The sequence below is a fragment of the Pararhizobium sp. DWP3-4 genome (genome assembly GCF_049898205.1).
GTDB lineage: Bacteria > Pseudomonadota > Alphaproteobacteria > Rhizobiales > Rhizobiaceae > Pararhizobium.
Genome location: NZ_JAFCXF010000001.1, coordinates 202300 through 221445 on the forward strand (window position 1 = coordinate 202300; position 19146 = coordinate 221445).

General features: G+C 59.0%; 18 protein-coding genes. 11 read left to right on the plus strand and 7 right to left on the minus strand.

Features of this window, described 5'->3' with window-relative positions; translation table 11 throughout:
* Nucleotides 1–131: 131 nt before the first annotated feature.
* Complete coding sequence (gene xdhA, locus ACP7E6_RS00990) at nucleotides 132–1607, minus strand: xanthine dehydrogenase small subunit (protein ID WP_426227090.1); 1476 nt, start codon at nucleotides 1605–1607, stop codon at nucleotides 132–134.
* Nucleotides 1608–1829: 222 nt separating this feature from the next.
* Here xdhA and glpK point away from each other — a divergent pair, with 222 nt between their 5' ends.
* From glpK to sbmA, 7 genes are all read left to right on the plus strand, one after another.
* Nucleotides 1830–3323 carry a glycerol kinase GlpK gene (gene glpK, locus ACP7E6_RS00995; protein ID WP_426227092.1) on the plus strand — a complete coding sequence of 498 codons (1494 nt, stop codon included), beginning with the start codon at nucleotides 1830–1832 and terminating at the stop codon, nucleotides 3321–3323.
* Between the two features lie 58 nt (nucleotides 3324–3381).
* Entirely contained in the window at nucleotides 3382–3687 is a 306-nt protein-coding gene (locus ACP7E6_RS01000) for a type II toxin-antitoxin system Phd/YefM family antitoxin (RefSeq protein ID WP_426227094.1), read from the plus strand.
* On the plus strand, nucleotides 3684–4106 hold the full coding sequence (locus tag ACP7E6_RS01005; RefSeq protein ID WP_426227096.1) for a type II toxin-antitoxin system VapC family toxin: 423 nt from the start codon (nucleotides 3684–3686) through the stop codon (nucleotides 4104–4106). The genes ACP7E6_RS01000 and ACP7E6_RS01005 overlap by 4 nt, the downstream gene beginning before the upstream one ends.
* A 117-nt stretch (nucleotides 4107–4223) precedes the next feature.
* Nucleotides 4224–5282: an LLM class flavin-dependent oxidoreductase gene (locus tag ACP7E6_RS01010; protein ID WP_426227098.1), complete on the plus strand. Its 1059-nt coding sequence runs from the start codon at nucleotides 4224–4226 to the stop codon at nucleotides 5280–5282.
* A gap of 78 nt (nucleotides 5283–5360) precedes the next feature.
* On the plus strand, nucleotides 5361–6110 hold the full coding sequence (map, locus tag ACP7E6_RS01015; RefSeq protein ID WP_426227100.1) for a type I methionyl aminopeptidase: 750 nt from the start codon (nucleotides 5361–5363) through the stop codon (nucleotides 6108–6110).
* Nucleotides 6111–6192: 82 nt separating this feature from the next.
* Nucleotides 6193–7392, plus strand: coding sequence for an MFS transporter (locus tag ACP7E6_RS01020; protein WP_426227101.1), 1200 nt, complete (start codon nucleotides 6193–6195; stop codon nucleotides 7390–7392).
* A 117-nt stretch (nucleotides 7393–7509) separates the two neighbouring features.
* Complete coding sequence (sbmA, locus tag ACP7E6_RS01025; RefSeq protein ID WP_426227102.1) at nucleotides 7510–8781, plus strand: peptide antibiotic transporter SbmA; 1272 nt, start codon at nucleotides 7510–7512, stop codon at nucleotides 8779–8781.
* 13 nt (nucleotides 8782–8794) lie between these two features.
* Here the strand turns inward: sbmA and ACP7E6_RS01030 are convergent, their stop codons facing one another.
* Entirely contained in the window at nucleotides 8795–9802 is a 1008-nt protein-coding gene (locus ACP7E6_RS01030; protein ID WP_426227103.1) for a polysaccharide deacetylase family protein, read from the minus strand.
* 136 nt (nucleotides 9803–9938) lie between these two features.
* On the opposite strand from ACP7E6_RS01030, the gene ACP7E6_RS01035 reads away from it, so the two are divergent.
* The 3 genes from ACP7E6_RS01035 (at nucleotide 9939) to der (ending at nucleotide 12795) form a co-directional block, all read left to right on the plus strand.
* Nucleotides 9939–10526, plus strand: coding sequence for an NnrU family protein (locus tag ACP7E6_RS01035; RefSeq protein ID WP_426227104.1), 588 nt, complete (start codon nucleotides 9939–9941; stop codon nucleotides 10524–10526).
* A gap of 108 nt (nucleotides 10527–10634) precedes the next feature.
* A complete protein-coding gene (locus ACP7E6_RS01040) occupies nucleotides 10635–11306 on the plus strand; it encodes a tetratricopeptide repeat protein (protein ID WP_426227106.1) in 672 nt (223 codons plus the stop codon).
* 67 nt (nucleotides 11307–11373) lie between these two features.
* Nucleotides 11374–12795 (plus strand): ribosome biogenesis GTPase Der, encoded by a 1422-nt coding sequence (gene der / locus ACP7E6_RS01045; protein WP_113312766.1) that lies wholly within the window; start codon nucleotides 11374–11376, stop codon nucleotides 12793–12795.
* A 22-nt stretch (nucleotides 12796–12817) separates the two neighbouring features.
* On the opposite strand, the gene ACP7E6_RS01050 is transcribed toward der, so the two are convergent.
* The 3 genes from ACP7E6_RS01050 to ACP7E6_RS01060 are packed head-to-tail and all read right to left on the minus strand — an operon-like array spanning nucleotide 12818 to nucleotide 14445.
* Entirely contained in the window at nucleotides 12818–13207 is a 390-nt protein-coding gene (locus ACP7E6_RS01050) for a type II toxin-antitoxin system VapC family toxin (RefSeq protein ID WP_426227108.1), read from the minus strand.
* Nucleotides 13204–13458 (minus strand): type II toxin-antitoxin system Phd/YefM family antitoxin, encoded by a 255-nt coding sequence (locus tag ACP7E6_RS01055; protein WP_264223361.1) that lies wholly within the window; start codon nucleotides 13456–13458, stop codon nucleotides 13204–13206. Before ACP7E6_RS01055 ends, ACP7E6_RS01050 begins: the two co-directional genes overlap by 4 nt.
* A gap of 60 nt (nucleotides 13459–13518) precedes the next feature.
* Nucleotides 13519–14445 (minus strand): sugar kinase, encoded by a 927-nt coding sequence (locus ACP7E6_RS01060; RefSeq protein WP_426227110.1) that lies wholly within the window; start codon nucleotides 14443–14445, stop codon nucleotides 13519–13521.
* 232 nt (nucleotides 14446–14677) lie between these two features.
* Between ACP7E6_RS01060 and ACP7E6_RS01065 the strand changes: the two genes are divergently transcribed.
* Nucleotides 14678–16321: an alpha-glucosidase family protein gene (locus ACP7E6_RS01065; RefSeq protein WP_426227112.1), complete on the plus strand. Its 1644-nt coding sequence runs from the start codon at nucleotides 14678–14680 to the stop codon at nucleotides 16319–16321.
* A 290-nt stretch (nucleotides 16322–16611) separates the two neighbouring features.
* Here ACP7E6_RS01065 and ACP7E6_RS01070 read toward each other — a convergent pair whose 3' ends face one another.
* Both ACP7E6_RS01070 and ACP7E6_RS01075 read right to left on the minus strand, forming a co-directional pair.
* Nucleotides 16612–17274, minus strand: coding sequence for a LuxR C-terminal-related transcriptional regulator (locus ACP7E6_RS01070; protein WP_426227114.1), 663 nt, complete (start codon nucleotides 17272–17274; stop codon nucleotides 16612–16614).
* 223 nt (nucleotides 17275–17497) lie between these two features.
* Complete coding sequence (locus tag ACP7E6_RS01075) at nucleotides 17498–18934, minus strand: sensor histidine kinase (protein WP_426227115.1); 1437 nt, start codon at nucleotides 18932–18934, stop codon at nucleotides 17498–17500.
* Nucleotides 18935–19146: the final 212 nt, after the last annotated feature.

Sequence of the window (19146 nt, forward strand, 5' to 3'; positions counted from 1 at the left end):
GGAGAAGGTGGCCCGAAAGGCCGGATGAGGGGGAGCCAAGTGGGCAGGCGTTTGCCGCAAGACCCCCTCATCGCCTCGTTTCACTCGGCACTTCTCCCCGCTGGGGAGAAGAGGAAAGCTGCCGCCCGCACTCATGCCGTCACCTCAAACCGGACGAGTTCCGCCTTTTGCCCCGAAGTCTCCAGCAAAAACCGTAACAGCAAATTCTTCGCCGTCAGCATGCGATAAGCGGCCGTGGCGCGCCAGTCGGTCAGCGGTTGGTAATCCAGATCGAATGCCGCCTGCGCCGCCTTGACGGTCTCCTCGGTCAAGGGCTTGCCGATCAGTGCCGCCTCGACATGTGACGCCCGCTTCGGCGTCCCGGCCATGCCGCCAAAGGCGATCCGGGCGGAGGCGACGGTGTTGTCACTGTTGAGCGCGATCCGGAACGCGCCGCAGAGCGCGGAGATATCCTCGTCGCGGCGTTTGGAAATCTTGTAGACGGCGAAATGATCGTCCTTCGGCAGGTCCGGCACGAAAATGCTCTCGACGAATTCGCCGGGTTTACGGTCCTGGCGGCCGTATTCGATGAAATAGGCTTCGAGCGGCACGGTGCGCTCACCGGCTTTCGAACGCAGATTAACGCTGGCACCGAGCGCGATCAGCGGCGGCGGGGTATCGCCGATCGGCGAGCCGTTGGCGACATTGCCGCCGATCGTGCCCATGTTGCGCACCTGCTCGCCGCCCAGCCGGTCGAGCATGCGGCCAAAGGCGGGATAGCGGGCGGAAATGGCTGAAAAGGCGGCGGAATAGCTGACACCGGCGCCGATCAGGATGCCGTCTTCCGTCTCACGGATGAACTGAAGGTCTTCCAACCCATTGATGAAGATGACCGGGTTCAGTTCCCGCATCTGCTTGGTGACCCAAAGCCCGACATCGGTGGAGCCGGCAACGATGGTCGCCTGCGGATGATCGGCCAGCGCGTCGGCAAGATCGGCCGCCGTACCGGGCACGATCAGGGTGGTATCGCCGGTTCCCATGCGGATCGTCTGCGTCGAGCGGATCGCGCTCAGCTTGGCAATGATATCTTCGCGGACCTTGACGATAGGGTCGAACACGGCATCGGGTCTCGCCTTTGCCACGGCTTCCGCCGCCTTGACGATCGGCTCGTAGCCCGTGCACCGACAGAGGTTGCCTTGCAGCGCCTTTTCGATATCGGCGCGGCCGGGATTGTCTTTCGACAGCCAGAGGCCGTAGAGCGACATGACGAAGCCGGGGGTGCAGAAGCCGCATTGCGAGCCGTGATAATCGACCATCGCCTGCTGGACCGGATGCAGCGTTCCGTCCTTTGCCGCCAGGTGCTCGACGGTGACGACATGGGTGGCGTTCAGCGAGCCGGTAAAGCGGATGCACGCATTGACGGTTTCGTAGATGAGTTCGCCGCCTGACAACCGCCCAACCAGCACGGTGCAGGCACCACAGTCGCCTTCGGCGCAGCCTTCCTTGGTGCCGGTCAGCCGCTTTTCGAGCCGCAGAAAATCGAGCAGCGTCGCGGTCGGTTGCAGGGTGTCCAGCGCAATCTCCCGGTCGTTCAGGATGAAACGGATGCTGCCGGCGGACTGTATCATGCTGTCTCTTCTTTTCATTTCGACTCTTGAAACTATGCCCAAAACCGGCACGGTGACAATTGTGTTTCTACCATCACCGTCCGGCTTTTTCGCCCGTTAAAAAGGCTTGTTAGCTTGCGTTTTGTTTTCGTTTGACATTCGTTTTTGTATCGTATTGAAGTTTTTGAAATGGCTTGCGGTCTTGAGGAGAGTGCGGGCAAAAGAAAAGCTGGGAGGGGCAAGATGAGCGGATATGTTCTCGCAATCGATCAGGGCACGACATCGAGCCGCGCGATCGTCTTCGACAGGGACCAGAAAATCGCCGGGTCCGGGCAGAAGGAATTCAAGCAGCACTTTCCGAAATCCGGCTGGGTCGAGCACGATCCCGAGGAAATCTGGGACACGGTCGTCTGGGCGATCAAGGAAGCCATTCGCAAGGCCGGCATCAAGGCCAGCGAGCTTTCGGCGATCGGCATCACCAACCAGCGCGAGACGGTCGTCGTCTGGGAGCGTGACGGCGGCAAGGTCATTCACAACGCCATCGTCTGGCAGGACCGCCGCACCGCTTCCTATTGCGACAAGCTGAAACGCCAGGGGCTGGAAAAGACCTTTACCAAAAAGACCGGCCTGCTGCTCGATCCCTATTTTTCCGGCACCAAACTCTCCTGGATGCTCGCCAACGTCAAAGGTGCGCGGGCGCGTGGAGCGAAGGGCGATCTGTGCTTTGGCACGGTCGATACGTTCCTGATCTGGCGGCTGACCGGCGGCAAATCCTTCGTCACCGACGCGACCAATGCGTCGCGCACGCTGATGTTCAATATCGTCACCAATGACTGGGATGGCGAACTGCTCGACATCCTGCGCGTGCCCGAGGCGATGCTGCCCGAGGTGCTCGACTGTGCGGCGGATTTCGGCGTCACAGACGCCTCAGTCTTTGGCGCAGAAATCCCGGTCCTGGGCGTTGCCGGCGACCAGCAGGCCGCAACCATCGGCCAGGCCTGCTTCCAGCCGGGCATGATGAAATCAACCTATGGCACCGGCTGCTTTGCGCTTTTGAATACGGGCAAGGATATCGTCCGCTCGAAGAACCGCCTGCTGACCACGATTGCCTACCGTCTCGACGGCGAAACCACCTATGCATTGGAAGGCTCGATCTTCGTCGCCGGTGCCGCCGTGCAATGGCTGCGGGACGGCCTCAAGGTCATCAAGGCGGCATCCGATACCGGTACGCTGGCCGCAAGCGCCGATCCGTCGCAGGAAGTCTATCTCGTGCCGGCCTTCACCGGCCTTGGTGCGCCGCATTGGGATCCGGATGCGCGCGGGGCAATATTCGGCATGACGCGCAACACCGGCCCGGCCGAGTTTGCCCGCGCCGCTCTTGAGGCCGTCTGCTACCAGACGCGCGATCTGCTTGATGCGATGCACAAGGACTGGAAAAGCGAAGGAAGGGAAACCGTCCTGCGTGTCGATGGCGGCATGGTCGCTTCCGACTGGACGATGCAGCGCCTGTCCGATCTGCTCGATGCGCCGGTCGACCGGCCAACCATTTTGGAAACCACGGCGCTCGGCGTTGCCTGGCTTGCCGGCAGCCGGGCAGGGGTCTGGCCGAACCAGACGGATTTCGCCAAATCCTGGGCTAGAGATCAGCGTTTCGAGCCCACGATGGACGAAAAGACCCGCGCCGGAAAGCTGAAGGGCTGGCGCAATGCGGTGAAGCGGACACTGAGCGACGGGTAGAAATATTGAAGCCGGACATTAAATGTAGTAACGTTGCTACAAATTAACGGAGGCGCCGATGAGCACCACATTGTCCAGCCGGGAATTCAACCAGGACACCGGGCGTGCCAAGAAAGCTGCAGCAGATGGACCCGTGTTTATTACTGACAGGGGGCGCCCTGCTCATGTGCTTTTGTCGATCGAGGAATATCAGAAGCTGACAAATGACAGAGGCGATCTCCCGGATGCGGAGGCGTCTGGTGGAAATCACAGGAAAAATATCCTCGAACTTCTGGCTATGCCGGGATTGGAGGTCGTGGATGACGACTTCGAGTTTCCGGAAATGAAAGGGGACTGGGGTCTTAAAACCCCCGATTTCTCGTGAAATTTATTCTGGATACGAACGTCATTTCCGAGTTTCGCAAGGCTGCCAGCGGCAGGTGTCATCCGTGCGTGAAGGATTGGGGCGAGAACGTCGATCCGGAAGAGATGTACCTCTCCGTCATCACGATCATGGAGCTGGAGGTCGGCTATCTGTCGTTGAGACGCCGTGATCAGCGGCAGGCTGCGCATGTTAAAGCCTGGATATCCGATTATATTCCTCGGGTCTTCGGGGATCGCATTCTGGTATTGGACGATGCGGTGGCTCTTGTTTGTGCTGGGTTGCATGTTCCAGATAAACGGCCGGAACGGGATGCGATCATCGCGGCGACCGCGCTCCATTACGACCTGACCGTGGTTACCCGCAATATCAGGGATTTTACGGGCACAGGGGTGCGTCTGCTCAATCCATGGGAATCCTGACCCGACTGGAAACGCACTGTTTCAACTGGCGTGCTGTGATCCGCCCGCAATGTTGATTATCTGAGTAATCGAAACATTCTCTTTGCCATCAGGTCTTTTCAGACAGACAGGAATCGCATGGAACTTGGTCTTTACACATTCGGCGATGTTCATCCCGAGGCGCCGCAGGGGCGCGGCCGGGAGGGTGAGGAGCGGGTGCGCCACCTGATCGAGGAAATCGAGCTGGCCGATCAGGTCGGGCTCGATGTTTTTGGTCTGGGCGAGCATCACCGTCCGGATTATGTCGCATCGGCCCCGGCGATGATCCTGGCTGCTGCGGCTTCGCGCACGAAAAACATCAAGCTGACCAGCGCAGTCACCGTGTTGAGCTCGGACGATCCCGTCAGGGTTTTCCAGCAGTTTGCAACGCTCGACCTGATTTCGAACGGCCGCGCCGAAATCATGGCGGGGCGGGGCTCTTTCATCGAATCCTTCCCGCTGTTCGGCTACGATCTGGAAGATTACGATCAGCTGTTTTCGGAAAAGCTGGACCTGCTTCTGGCCATCCGCGATGGCGAGGTTGTCACCTGGTCGGGCGAGAAGCGCGCGCCGATCAATGGCCGTGGTGTCTATCCGCGTCCGGTCAACGATCCGCTGCCTGTCTGGATCGCGGTCGGCGGTACGCCGCAATCGGTGGCGCGGGCCGGTGCTCTCGGTCTGCCCGTGGCGCTGGCGATCATCGGTGGCGAGCCGGCGCGTTATGCGCCGCTATTTGATCTCTACCGCGAGGCCGCGCGCCGGGCCGGGCAGGATGCGGCCAAGCTGAAGACCAGCATCAATGTCCATGGCTTCATCGCCGATACCAATGACAAGGCCGGCGACCAGTTCTACGGCCCGCAGGCAGAGGTGATGAACCGCATCGGCCGCGAGCGCGGCTGGGGACCGACCAACCGGGCGCATTTCAACCAGTCGATCGGACCGGACGGCAATCTCTTTCTCGGCGATCCCGATACGGTGGCGGAAAAGATCATCCGGCACCAGAAGATCTTCAAAAACGACCGCTTTCTGTTGCAGATGGCGATTGGCCCGATGCCGCATGACCAGATCCTGCGTGGCATCGAACTCTACGGCACGAAAGTCGCGCCGCTGGTGCGCGCGGCGCTGGCAGAGCAAAAGAAACAGGCGGAAACCGCCTGACCTCCGCGATTTTCCCATCGTGGGTGTCTGGATTGGCCGCTTTCGGCTTGTTACATAAGCAGCCGAAAGCGAGAGACGATGACACTCAACAACGACGAAGACCTGGAGCGGCTGAAGGACATCGGCCGTATTTGTGCCAATGCGATCCAGATCATGGCGACGGCGCTTGAGCCAGGCATGACCACGGCGGAACTTGACGCCATCGGCCGCAAGGTTCTGGAGGATGCCGGCGCCCGGTCTGCGCCGGAACTGACCTATAATTTTCCCGGCGCCACCTGCATCAGTGTCAACGAGGAAGTCGCCCACGGTATTCCAGGGAGCCGCATCATTCAGGCTGGCGATCTCGTCAATATCGATGTGTCCGCCGAGAAGAACGGACTGTTTGCCGATACCGGCGCGTCCTTTGCCGTGCCGCCGGTCAAGCCACCGGTCGAACGCCTTTGCCGCGACGGCAAACGCGCCATGTGGGTGGGGCTGAACGAGGTAAAATCCGGCAAGCCTCTGGCCGCTATCGGCAATGCCATCGGCGCCTTTGCCAAGAAGAACCGCTATACTCTGATCACCAATCTGGCCAGCCACGGCGTCGGCCGTTCGCTGCACGAAGAGCCCACCGAGATCGCCACCTGGCCGGACAAGCATGAAAAGCGGCGGATGACCGAAGGCATGGTTTTTACCGTCGAGCCTTTCCTGTCGCTCGGTGCGCAATGGGCCGAAGGCGGCGATGACGAGTGGACGCTCTATAGCGAACCACGGGCGCTGACCGTTCAGTACGAGCATACCGTGATCGTTACCCGCAACGGGCCGCTGGTCGTCACCCTGCCGGGCTGACGGCTGTTCCATTCACGCGGTTGAACGGCACCATCAGATTTTGTCATTTGTCATCGCCATGCTGCATTGCAATAGGTAGGCCATGACCAGACCCGACCGCGTGCCCGCCCACAACCTTGCCCCGACCGCCCTTGCCGGTGCCATAGCCATGGCGGTCGCCATGGGTTTCGGGCGGTTTTCCTATACGCCGATCCTGCCCGGCATGATGACGGAACTCAGCCTGACGCCGGCCGATGCCGGATTGATCGCCTCAGCGAATTTCGTGGGCTATCTCGGCGGTGCGGTCGCTGCGGGTTATGGCTGGGCAGCCGGGCGCGAGCGGATGGTCAGCCTGTCGGCACTCGTCGCGACCACGGTTCTGTTGCTTGCCATGGGCCTGACGTCATCGCTCCTCCTGTTTTCCCTCATCCGGTTTCTGGCCGGTGTCGCCAGCGCCTTCACGATGATCTTTACCTCGGCGATCGTGCTCAGCCGGGGATTGGCGGCGGGCAATCCGCATGTGCAATCCGTGCATTTCGGCGGTGTCGGTATCGGTATCGCCGTTTCCTCGCTGATGGTCTTTCTGCTGCCCGCCCAGGGTTTCGGTGGACTTGCCAATTGGCAGGCCGCGTGGTTCGGCGGCGCCCTCGTTGCCTGCATAGGCACGATTATCGTGGCGGCCCTGCTACCGTCCGGGCCGGCTTCCGGCAAAGCCGCTGAACGGGAAAAGCCGCTGGTCTGGAGCCGGCCGCTGGTCGTCGTCACGCTGACTTACGGCCTGTTCGGCTTCGGCTATGTCATCACGGCGACCTTCCTCGTTGCGATGGCGAGGCAAGGGGCGAGCGATCATACGGTCGAATTCCTCGCCTGGCTGATCACCGGCCTGTCTGCAGCAATCTCCGTCCATCTCTGGCGCCGCGCCGTCCCGAGGCTCGGGATCGTCGGCGTGTATCTGCTGGGGCTGCTGGTCGAGGCTATCGGTCTTATCCTCGTCGTTGCCCTGCCATCGCCTTATGCGCCGCTCATCGGCGGGCTGATGCTCGGGGCGACCTTCATCATGGTCACCGCCTATGGTCTGCAGATCGGCCGGGCGCTTGCGCCGCAAAGCCCGCGCAAGGCGCTCGCCTTCATGACGGCGGCCTTCGGTGTCGGCCAGATCATCGGACCTCTGGTGGCCGGCTGGTTGGCGCAGGGAAGCGGCAGTTTCACGGTGCCGACATTGCTGGCATCCGGGGTGCTGCTCTTCTGTGCCGCCTTGATCGGGCTGGAAATGCGCCGGATTGTCGCCGCCACAGGAGCCTGATCGCCCCCGTAATTAAATAACCGTAACATTAGCTTGACGTGATTGGCAGGTGAGGGCTTTTGCCCTAGGTTCCAACGCACTTGCCATCTGAACCTTCGTCAAACGAAAGCGTCCGATTTGTTCACTTCCTTCTTTCCCAATCCACGCCTGTTCTTTCCATCCGCCATCTTATGGTCCTTGCTTTCCATGATCGTCTGGTACAGCGGCGGCGAGCAATTTGGCGCTCTGATCGGACTTCCGCCGCTTCAACCGGGAAAGGAAGCTGTAATCGGGGTTTCGGTCTTCTGGTCGTTACCGTTCCTCTGGTTCTATATCTATTACGCAATTATGGTTGCGCTGTTCTCCGCATTTTGGATGACATTCAGACCGCACCCTTGGCAAATGTGGTCGGTGCTTGGGACGGCGTTCATCATCTTCAATACCTATTTCTCAGTCCAGGTGAGTGTCGCTCTAAATGCTTGGTACGGGCCGTTTTACGATATGATCCAGCGGGCGCTTGCCCGCACTGACCCGATCCCGACGGAGATGGACATTTATGTCGGCATGATCGGCTTTGCAGGTATCGCCTTCGTTGCCATCACTATCGGTACGCTAAATCTTTTCTTCGTCAGTCACTATGTCTTCCGCTGGCGTACCGCGATGAACAATTTCTACATGTCCCACTGGGATAAGCTGCGTCACATTGAAGGCGCATCACAGCGTGTTCAAGACGATACGATGCGCTTTTCGCGCACTATGGAGGGGCTCGGCGTCAGCTTTGTCAGTTCGATCATGACCCTCGTCGCCTTTCTGCCCGTGCTCTTCAAGTTCTCAAGTACCGTGACCGTGCTGCCTTTTATCGGCGAAATTCCGCATGCGCTGGTCTGGGCTGCTATTGGCTGGTCGCTATTCGGAACATTCTTCCTTGGGCTCGTTGGCATCAAGCTGCCAGGCCTTGAATTTCGAAACCAGCGGGTCGAGGCGGCTTATCGTAAGGAATTAGTGTACGGGGAGGATCATGCTGATCGTGCGCAGCCACCGACGGTTGCGCAGCTTTTCGACAACGTCAGGAAAAACTACTTTCGCCTGTATTTCCACTACATGTATTTCAATATTGCCCGCATCTTTTATCTTCAGGCGGACAATCTGTTTGGAACATTCGTTCTCGTTCCCTCGATCGTCGCCGGCAAGTTGACACTCGGCGTTATGGGGCAAATCCAGAACGTGTTTGGACAGGTGAGAGATTCCTTCCAGTATCTCGTCAATTCCTGGACAACGATTGTGGAACTGCTGTCGATCTATAAGCGTCTGAAAGCATTCGAGGCTGCCATTTACGACGAGCCTCTTCCCGTGATTGATCAAAACTATCTTCAGCGTCAGACTGAAGATGACGAGCCTGTTAGGGTCTAAAACAGAACAACACTCAAAAGGCGGAGCGATCCGCCTTTTGCTGTTTGGCGATCAGCGGTAGCGCCTGGGCATAGCTGACGCAGGCGACGTCCGGTTTGCTGCAGGTTTCGGTCAGGAACCGGTCGAGGGCCCGCCAATAGGCACCACCGTTCATTTCGACGAAATGGAAACCCAGCTGCAGGGGAATGCGGTTGCCGGCATATTCCTTCTGAAAAGCCTTGCGATAGGCGTCGAGCGTGCGTTCTTCGAAGGCGACGCTGTCCTTGCGGTTCTCGATGCCCATGGAATGGCGAACGAACAGATTGTAGTCCATGCCGATCACCCGGCGCTGTTGCGGCCCTTCGGGAATGAGCGGCAGGCCGAAGCGCGGCAATCCATCGGCGTCGGACGGCCAGCCCGGTCCCTTGGTCACAAGGCTGGCGTCATAGTTGAAGCCGTCTTGTTTCAAGGCAGGCAGCAGACCGTCGCTTAACGAGAGATAGGGTGCGCGAAACCCTCTAATGTCGTGGGCGGCGAAATCGGCCCAGCCCTGCGGCTCCTCGCTGGCGATGCCGCCGGCCTTCCAGGCGTTGACCAAAGCTGCGTTGAAGGCGGAGAATTCCCGTTTCCAGTCGGCAGCAGTCCAGCCTTTGCCGTCGAAATGGCCGCAGGCATGGCTGCCGATATCGTGACCAGCCTGACGGGCCTGCCAGATATGGCGCACACGGGTCTGGATCTCTTCGCGGCTCTGGGCGAACCCAACATTCGAGCGTCCGGCTTTGTGGCCCGGTGCCTGATAGGCCTTGCCGCCCTCCGCCCTGGTCATCAGGAATGTGCAGGAGAGGAAATAGGTGAAATGCGCGCCGGTGCGCCTGGCCATGTCGAGGCTCTTTTCCCAGAGCTTGTTGTCGTGCGCGCCGTCGAACGAGATGATGACGAGTTGCTTGCGGTCCGCCGGTACCGGAGGCTCGACGGCGTGGGCGAGGGTGGGGACCAATGCCATTGCAACGGCAAGACAAGGTGCTGCGGAAAATCTGGACATGCGAAAACCTTGGACGGCGAATGCGGAACTGCGACCCTTGAGCCCAGAATGCGGCAATCCTTTGATCGGACTGGAAAACCGGCTGCGTTACCGGTATGCGGTAGTTCGCAATTCATAACAGTCACGGGTGTCCTTCATGGCCTTTCTCATTCTCGGTATCGTCATCTTCCTCGGTATCCATCTGATCAAGAGCTTCGCGCCTGGCCTTCGCGCTACGGTCGTCGAGCAGGGCGGCACCGGGCTGTGGCATGCCATTCACGGTTTTTGTGCTCTCTTGGGCCTCTGTCTGATTGCCTACGGCTTCGATATTTCCCGGGCAACGACCGGCATTCTCTACACGCCGCCGAAATTTTTCACCCATATCGCAGTGACGCTGATGCTGATTTCCTTCATCTGTCTGGCGGCCGCCTTCCTGCCTGCCGGCAGGATCAAGGCAGCAACAAAACATCCGGCTATCCTCGCCATCAAGATCTGGGCAGTGGCGCATCTGATGGCCAATGGCGAGGGCAATTCGGTGCTGCTGTTCGGCACGTTCCTGGTCTGGGGCGTGCTTTTGCGTATCTCGGCGAAGCGCCGCTGGCGTGCCGGCAGCGTCACGCATCCGGTGTTCGTATCCTACAAATACGATGTCATCGCTGTGCTTGCGGCCCTCGTCGTTTACGGGCTGTTTGTCTGGAAGTTGCACGAAGCGCTGATCGGCGTTGCGCCGATTGTCATGGGTTAAGAAGGCCTAAATCGCGCTGCCCCCTTACAACAGCCTCAAAATACGGTAGAAGCGCGGAAATCTTTACATTCATCTTTGCAGGGAAGGCCGGGAAACCGGAACTTAGGAATGGCGAACCAGGACGAAAGCTTTATCCGCGAGGTCAACGAAGAACTGCGTTCCGAACAGGTGAAAGCCGTCTGGACGCGGTTCGGTAGCGTGATTATCGGTCTCGCAATTCTCATCGTGCTTGGTACGATCGGCAAGGTTGGCTATGAATACTGGCATGAAACCTCTGCCTCCAAGTCCGGCGACGAATTCCTCGCAGCCTTGACCCTTTCCCGTGAAAACAAGACAGATGAGGCAATTGCAGCGCTGAACACGCTCGAAAAGGATGGCTACGGCGCCTATCCGGTTCTGGCCAAGATGCGGGCTGCAACCCTGCAGGCGCAGAAGGGCGATACGGCAGGGGCCGTCAAAGTCTTCTCCGATATCTCCAAGGATACTGCCCTGCCACAGGCGATGCGCGATGCTGCCCGCATGCGTGCTGCCTATCTTCTGGTTGACACCGGCACCTATGAGCAGGTTTCGGCCGAGGCCGAGCAGCTCGCCGTTCCTGCCAACGGCATGCGCCATTCGGCCCGCGAGGCTCTCGGTCTTGCAGCCTACAAGGCCGGCGATATGGCCAAGGCCAAGAGCTGGTTCCAGCAGATCACTGATGATGCCGAGACACCGCGCAATCTGGCAAACCGCGCCCAGATGCTGCTCGATCTGATTACTGCCAGCGGCAAGGCGTCCTAAGCGGGCGCCCAAGAAAACAACATTGGAGCATGACCGGTTGCGGATGCTCTGAGGACAGGATTATTCGATGAACTTCACCGTCGCCATCGTTGGGCGCCCCAATGTCGGAAAGTCGACGCTTTTCAACCGTCTGGTTGGCAAGAAGCTGGCGCTCGTCGACGATACGCCGGGTGTGACCCGCGACCGCCGTCCGGGCGACGCCAAGCTCGTCGATCTGCGCTTCACCATCATCGATACCGCCGGCCTTGAGCAGTCCGGACCGGAGACCCTGCAGGGCCGCATGTGGCTGCAGACGGAAGCAGCCATCGAAGAGGCCGACCTGACGCTGTTCGTCGTTGACGCCAAATACGGCCTGACGCCGGCCGACGAGACGCTCGGCAAAATGCTGCGCCGCCGCGGCAAGCCTGTCGTACTGGTTGCCAACAAGTCGGAAGCCAAGGGCTCCGACGGCGGCTATTACGATGCCTTCACGCTCGGCCTCGGCGAGCCTGTCGCCATCTCGGCCGAACACGGCCAGGGCATGATCGACCTGCGCGACGCCATCGTCGCAGCACTCGGCGAAGACCGCGCCTTTCCGCCTGAGATCGACGAGCCGGCGACCAATGTCGATCTGCGCGGTGAAGAGGACCTGGAAGATGACGATTACGAGCCGGAATACGATGATACCAAGCCGCTGCGCGTGGCGATCATCGGTCGCCCGAATGCCGGCAAGTCGACGCTGATCAATCGCTTCCTCGGTGAAGACCGTCTTTTGACCGGCCCGGAGGCCGGCATTACGCGCGACAGCATTTCCGTGGAATGGGACTGGCGCGGCCGCACCATCAAGATGTTCGACACCGCCGGCATGCGCAAGAAGGCGCGCGTGCAGGAGAAACTCGAAAAGCTCTCGGTTGCCGACAGCCTGCGCTCGATCCGTTTTGCCGAATCCGTCGTCATCGTCTTCGATGCGACCATTCCGTTCGAAAAGCAGGACCTGCAGCTGGTCGATCTCGTTGCCCGCGAAGGCCGCGCCGCGATCCTTGCCTTCAACAAATGGGATCTCGTCGAAGACACCCAGGCGCTATTGGCCGATCTGCGTGAAAAGACCGAACGTCTTTTGCCGCAGGTGCGCGGCATCCGCGCCGTGCCGATTTCCGGCCAGACCGGCTATGGCCTCGACAAGTTGATGCAGTCGATCATCGACACGGACAAGACCTGGAACCGCCGCATCTCCACCGCCAAGCTCAACAAGTGGCTGGAATCGCAGCAGATCCAGCATCCGCCGCCGGCCGTTTCCGGCCGTCGCCTGAAGCTGAAATACATGACCCAGGTCAAGGCCCGCCCGCCGGGCTTCATGATTTCCTGCACGCGTCCGGAATCCGTTCCGGAAAGCTATATCCGCTATCTGACAAACGGCCTGCGCGCCGATTTCGAGATGCCGGGCGTGCCGATCCGTATTCATTTGCGAGCATCGGAAAATCCGTTCGAGAACCGCAAGAAGAAGCGGTAGGGCCTGGAATGAGCTTGGGCCCCTACCAGGTGATGAAGGTCGGGCTATAGGTAGCTATCTTGCTGTCGCGGGTGACCAGGATCAGCGGCTCGGTGATGGCCTGCGCGATCAGCAGGCGATCGAAAGGGTCGGCATGCGGCGTCACGACTTTTTCGGTCGCCGCCGCATGTTCAGCGGTGATGTCCAGGATGCGGCTTCCGGCGTTGGTGAAATGACGGATAGCCTCGTACCCGCTGAACGGTATCGCCTTGTCTCTGCCGGCCATGAACTTGATTGAAATTTCCCAAATGCTGGCTGTCGAAATATACGTCTGATTGTCCGGATCCCTGAGAATGGCCTTGATTTTGGCGGACAGCATGTCAGGCGACGAAATCGCCCATATCGCAACATGCGTATCCAGCAGAAGGTTCATTCGTCCTTCAACCCGAAAAGCCTGGCCACCTCTTCATCGAGGGCGTTGAAATCTTCGAGCGACATCGGTGGAAACTGGCCCTGCAGAAGACCTAGCCGCATTCCCTTTTTTTCGCTTTGTGCCAACGGCACCAGCCTTGCCGCCGGTTTGCCGTCGCGCGCAATGATGATCTCGTCTTCCGCGCCGCTTTCAACGGCGCTGACAAGTTGAGAAAGGCGCGTCTTGGCTTCCAGCATATTGACGGTGGTCATCGAAATTCCCCTTGGCTAAGGTTGACCAAAGGTAAGGCTGAAAAGCCGAAATTGCAACATTCACACCTGAATGCTGCGTTCGAGCTTATCCTTCGAGACAAGCGCTCCGTGATGCTGGATGACGGCCGCTGCCGTTTCCGCCGCAAATAGCGCCGCAGCGTGGGCATCGCCATCAACGGCATACTTGGCAAGGAAGGCGCCGTTGAAGCTGTCGCCGGCACTGGTCGTGTCGACGATCTTCTCGACCTTGGCGGAGGGGACAAACTGGAGCGGTGCTTCGCCGAAGCTGAGCGTCACGCCGTTTGGCCCGTCCTTGACGACAATGTTTTCGGCGCCCAGACCGCGATAGCGCGCGATGGTTGCCGCGATATCTTCATCGCCGAAATGCACCGCTTCGTCATCGAAGCTCGGCATGACGAGGTTGGCCGCGCGGGCGCCGGCCGAGATCGTTTCGAGCATATAGCTCTTGTCGTCCCACAGGCGCGGGCGGATATTGGGGTCGAAGACGACCCGCTTGCCTGCCGCCTTGGTGCGGCGCAGTTCGGACGACAGCGTCTCGACGGCGGACGGTGCCAGGATGGCGAGCGTGATGCCGGAAAAGACGATGATATCGGAGGCTTCGATTGCGGCGCGCAGATGGGCGGCATCGTCGGCCAGGGTCTTTGCGGCCGAGACGGAGCGCCAGTAAGAAAAGCTGCGCTCGCCGTCTTTCAGGTGGATCATGTAGAGCCCCGGCGAACGGCCCTCGATGCGGCGGATGAAGCCCGTTCCGACGCCGGTCTTGTCGATGAAGGCCAGCATCTCGTCGGACACCGTATCGGTTCCGACGGCGGTCAGATAATCGACCGACCAGTCGCCCGGAAGGAACAGCCGGGCGTAGTAGGCGGTGTTGAACGTGTCGCCAGCATAGCCCTTGCGCAAGTGATCACCTTCGGCCTGCATCAGTTCCACCATGCATTCGCCGATCGAAAGCAACTTGCCCGCCATGAAATTCTCCCGCTCTTCACGTCCTTGCGACAGCGGAGATACGGCTTACCGGGACGGAAGGCAAGCGGATGCGGCCGTCGCGACGGTTCCTGCGCTCTCGCGCCAAACGCCTTGAATCGTCATTTTTGCATCGCAGTTGGTCAATTGCCGCAAACAGCCGCAACGGCCGTTTACTCGCACCTGCAGCAACGATACATCTTGCAGCATATCCTTGTGATCGCGGAGCTTTTTGATGGCATCTCCCTTGAAGTCCAACCCCGATTGGTGGCGCGGCGCGGTGATCTACCAAGTCTATCCACGCTCCTTCCAGGATACGACGGGGGATGGCCTGGGCGACCTCAAGGGGGTGACGCAGCGGCTGCCGCATATAGCCGGCCTCGGCGTCGACGCCATCTGGCTGTCGCCCTTCTTCACCTCGCCGATGGCCGACATGGGCTACGACGTTTCGGACTATTGCGATGTCGATCCGATATTCGGCACACTCGCCGATTTCGACGCCCTGCTGAAGAAAGCGCACCAGCTCGGCATCAAGATCATCATCGACCAGGTGATCTCCCACACGTCCGACCAGCACCCCTGGTTCAGGGAAAGCCGCTCGGATCGCACCAACCCGAAAGCCGACTGGTATGTCTGGGCCGATCCAAAACCGGACGGCACGGCGCCCAACAACTGGATGTCGATCTTTGGCGGGCCGGGCTGGGAATGGGACGGCGTGCGCAAGCAGTATTATATGCACAATTTCTTGGGCTCGCAGCCGGACCTCAACTTCCACAATCCGGATGTGCAGGAAGCGCTGCTGGAGACCGTGCGCTTCTGGCTGAAGCGCGGTGTCGATGGGTTCCGGCTCGACACAGTGAACTTCTATTTCCACGACAAGGAGCTGCGCGATAATCCGCCGCTGGTCTATGATCCCGACGCCATCGGTCTGGATGCACCCGACGTCAATCCCTACGGAATGCAGAACCATCTCTATGACAAGACGCAGCCGGAAAATATCGGCTTCCTGCAGCGGTTTCGTGCTTTGCTCGACGAGTTCGGCGATCGGGCGTCGGTCGGCGAAGTCGGCGATGGCGCACGTTCGCTGAAGACAGTGGCCGCCTACACCGGCGGCGGCGACAAGCTGCATATGTGCTACACGTTCGACCTTTTGGGGCCGGATTTTACCGCCACCCATATTCGCCGCTGCGTTCAGGCCTTTCAGGATGCGGTCACCGACGGCTGGGTGTGCTGGGCTTTTTCCAACCACGACGTCACCCGTCATATCAGCCGGTTCACGCAAACGGCCGAGGAACGCGAGCGGGTTGCCAAACTGGCGATCTCGGTGCTTTCAGCGCTGCGTGGCTCGATCTGCCTCTATCAGGGCGAGGAACTGGCGCTGCCGGAAGCCGAACTCGAACTGGCGGACTTGCGTGATCCCTACGGCATCCGATTCTGGCCGGCCTTCAAGGGGCGGGATGGATGCCGTACGCCGATGGTCTGGGAAAAGGCGGCTGATCATGCCGGTTTCTCCAGTGCCAAACCGTGGTTGCCGGTTCCCGCCGAACATCTGCCGCTCGCTGCCGATCAGCAGGCGGGCACCGGGTCAGTTCTCGATCACTACCGGCAGACGCTGGCCTTCAGAAAGGCGCATGCGCCGCTGCTCGACGGCGCGATGACATTCCTCGAAACCAACCAGGACATCCTGGCTTTCACGCGGGAAAGAGGCGGCCAGAAGCTGCTGTTCATCTTCAACCTGCACCGTGGCCCGCAAACGGTCGACCTGCCGAAGGGCGTGGTGATTGCCGAGGTTCTGCCGATGCCGGGGTTTGCGCCGCAGACCGTCGACGGCCAAATCGTTCTGGAGGCTATGGACGTGTTTTGCGGGCGGCTGGGATAGGCACGGGCTGCCTCTGAGAACCAGGACGCTTTCCTGTCGACTGTCCCTTCCTGGCGACTGTCGGTTTATGCATCGACCTCCGGCGTTAGGTTGTTCAGGCCCCCATCTGCGGGAAGAAGCCTGCTGCAAAACGACAGGCAGCTTCGAGCTCGATGACGACGTCGCGGCAAAAGGCATCCGGGTGCGCTTCCGTCGCGACAAGAAAAACCGTGCTGTACCTCACGCAACAATGGCACCCGTTACCGCGACTAAATGTCGAGAGTGAACCTCTGGAACGGTGACAGGGTCTGTCAATGGCGCAGTACTGGTGCACCGTCATGGTCGAGTTTCTGCGCGGCAATCAAAACCTCAAGGCGATTGCGAACGTTCAGCTTCTGCATCAGGACAGTCATGTAATTTTTGACGGTCTTTTCGCTGATTTTCAGCTCGGAGGCGATCTGGCGGTTGGTGCAACCGCGTGTCAGCATTGCGATGATCTGGGCCTCCCGAATGCTCAGTTTAACCGGTGGACCGGCAGCGACACGCAGGGAAGCCAGTCTCTGTTCTTCAACCAGTTTGCATGCCAGAGCACGAGTGATAAAGGTTTCGCCGCGATGCACGGCCTTGACGCCTTCAATAAGTTCCTGCGGGCTGCTGCCTTTGAGAACATAGCCGCTCGCTCCGGCATCCAGGGTCTTGATCGCGATGTCTGATCGTGACATCGCGCTGAAAGCGAGCACCTTTGTCTTCCCGCCGTATCTCACCAGTTTCAGAATGGTGTCGAATACGTTTCCTGGCATCATGATATCGACGATGAACACATCTGGTGCCGATCGAAGGCCGACCTCAAGTGCTTCATCCGCGTTGGACCCCGTCCCGACTACTTCAAATTCTTCTTCAGTTTTAAATAATTCCAAAAGACCAGAAAGCATTAATGGATGATCGTCGGCCAGGGCCAGCGAAATTGATTTCATGATTGATACCAACCCTCCCGGACATAGCTATAACCTCGCGGAAGTTTCATGTCCATGCGAGTAGTCTCTAGCTATACTGATTAGGTATGGGCCGGTCTGTTGATCTCGGATTTTATAAATCAATGCGAAACAACAATTTTGCATATTATTGTTATATCGAATATATTTTTTGTTTGTACACGGTTTAGTTGTAGTGTGTGCTTGGGTATCAACTGTACTCAATCTAGTCGCTATTGCCATTCAGTGGAACAATGACCACAAGCTCGGTCCGGCGGCCGTCGCGTCTCCTCACCTTGAGCGTACCGTTAAAGGCTTCTACTCTGTTGTGAATGCCAAGCAAGCCGAGGGGCAGCCGGTCTTTACCGGCCCGATTGAGCGGTAAACCCGGCCCGCCGTCGCTGACGGTTATCGTAATATTCCGTTCGTCCGCACTCGCATCGATATGTTGATCGATCCCGTTTCCATGGCGAAATGCGTTGTTCAAACCTTCCTGAACAATGCGGTAGAGGCAAATTTTAAGCGAGCTTGCCACCGTCACCGGAAGTCTTGTGTAGTTTGCACCGACCCAGGTTCCTGTCGTGAACTGATGCCGGTCGACGGCCAGCCTAAGCGCGTCCTCCAGCGAGAGTTCGTCGATCTGCGGCATGACAAGTCCGGTCGAAAGATCTCGCAGCTGCGTAAGGCACTCCGTGGCGATACTGGAGGGGGTCAGGTTTTCGGGTACGTCTTCCGTCCTGGTCGTTGCCTGCCCCAAACGCAGGATTAGCAAAGCCAGAAGCTGCATCGGTCCATCATGCAGATCGGAGCCGATACGGTTGAGAAGGCTCTCGTTCGACTTGCTTGCTTCGAGACGGGCCTTATTGGCGAGTTCCCGCAGGTCCCTGTTCTGCTGCGCCATGGCCTTTGCGTCTGCCAGCTGACTTTTCAACCTGTTCCGCTGAACACCGATCAGGTTGTCGGCGCGGCGCACGATCGCATAAAGCGCTGCCAAGATTGCAAGCGTGGTGGCAGCGACAATGTACCAAGTCCGTCTCTGAACGTCGTCCCGCCGCTCGATGAAATCGCTTGCGTCTTCGTAAACCTCACCAACAGCCAAGGTGTCTCGAGTCCCTTCACGATAGATGGGTGCATAGATTTCGATCAGAGGCCTCTCTTCAGCGGGGGACAAATTTCCTTCATCATCATGCCCACTTTCCAAGTGAGCAGAAACTTTGCCCAAAAAAGCTGCCTCGACACTGGGCGATGGAAAAGTCTTTCCGATAAGGGCTTTGTCGGTGCTGTAGAGGATCAGGCCGTCGCGCCGCCAGATGCGCAGGCTGTCGATGCGGCGTGCCAGATCCGGATTGATGAGCAGTTCATCGAGTTCCTCAATTCCCTCGGAGGTCACGGTGGGACCGAGGTCGCCGGATTGGACATGCCGGGCGAGAAACCCCTCCATGTAGAGAGCTCCCGAGTCGGCCCTGCTTTGAAGCTGGCTGGCGGCGATCTGCAGGTTCACCCATTCGCCCAGGATGGCCATTGAAAGGCTGAGGATCAGCGACGCGACGATCAGGAATTGCGACCGCAAGCTAAGTTGTTGCCAAAGCTGGTTTAACTGGAAAGTTGCGGTTTTGCCGCGTCCGGTAACAGTGACGTTGGTCACATCGTCTTTACGGCCCAAGGTCACGCTCTCCTCTAGTACAAAGTCGCAAGAAAGCCCCGACCAAGGCAACTGTTCAACCAGCCTGCGAACAACTGATTATTGGCAAGTTAGATTAAGCGAACGTTTCTGTCGGCGATGCCGGGTTGAAGACCCGTGCCGGCAAGAACACCGACGAATTTTCAATAATTATTTCAAAACGGTAACGGTTCTTCGTGTCCGAAGCAATCAAA

Bases quoted from the DNA above. Each gene is read 5' to 3' on its own strand.
- ACP7E6_RS01065 (WP_426227112.1), top strand. From the start codon at position 14,678: ATGGCATCTCCCTTGAAGTCCAACCCCGATTGGTGGCGCGGCGCGGTG.
- ACP7E6_RS01070 (WP_426227114.1), bottom strand. From the start codon at position 17,274: ATGAAATCAATTTCGCTGGCCCTGGCCGACGATCATCCATTAATGCTT.
- glpK (WP_426227092.1), top strand. From the start codon at position 1,830: ATGAGCGGATATGTTCTCGCAATCGATCAGGGCACGACATCGAGCCGC.
- ACP7E6_RS01010 (WP_426227098.1), top strand. From the start codon at position 4,224: ATGGAACTTGGTCTTTACACATTCGGCGATGTTCATCCCGAGGCGCCG.
- ACP7E6_RS01060 (WP_426227110.1), bottom strand. From the start codon at position 14,445: ATGGCGGGCAAGTTGCTTTCGATCGGCGAATGCATGGTGGAACTGATG.
- map (WP_426227100.1), top strand. From the start codon at position 5,361: ATGACACTCAACAACGACGAAGACCTGGAGCGGCTGAAGGACATCGGC.
- ACP7E6_RS01055 (WP_264223361.1), bottom strand. From the start codon at position 13,458: ATGACCACCGTCAATATGCTGGAAGCCAAGACGCGCCTTTCTCAACTT.
- ACP7E6_RS01040 (WP_426227106.1), top strand. From the start codon at position 10,635: ATGGCGAACCAGGACGAAAGCTTTATCCGCGAGGTCAACGAAGAACTG.
- der (WP_113312766.1), top strand. From the start codon at position 11,374: ATGAACTTCACCGTCGCCATCGTTGGGCGCCCCAATGTCGGAAAGTCG.
- ACP7E6_RS01030 (WP_426227103.1), bottom strand. From the start codon at position 9,802: ATGTCCAGATTTTCCGCAGCACCTTGTCTTGCCGTTGCAATGGCATTG.
- ACP7E6_RS01020 (WP_426227101.1), top strand. From the start codon at position 6,193: ATGACCAGACCCGACCGCGTGCCCGCCCACAACCTTGCCCCGACCGCC.
- ACP7E6_RS01035 (WP_426227104.1), top strand. From the start codon at position 9,939: ATGGCCTTTCTCATTCTCGGTATCGTCATCTTCCTCGGTATCCATCTG.
- ACP7E6_RS01050 (WP_426227108.1), bottom strand. From the start codon at position 13,207: ATGAACCTTCTGCTGGATACGCATGTTGCGATATGGGCGATTTCGTCG.
- ACP7E6_RS01000 (WP_426227094.1), top strand. From the start codon at position 3,382: ATGAGCACCACATTGTCCAGCCGGGAATTCAACCAGGACACCGGGCGT.
- xdhA (WP_426227090.1), bottom strand. From the start codon at position 1,607: ATGATACAGTCCGCCGGCAGCATCCGTTTCATCCTGAACGACCGGGAG.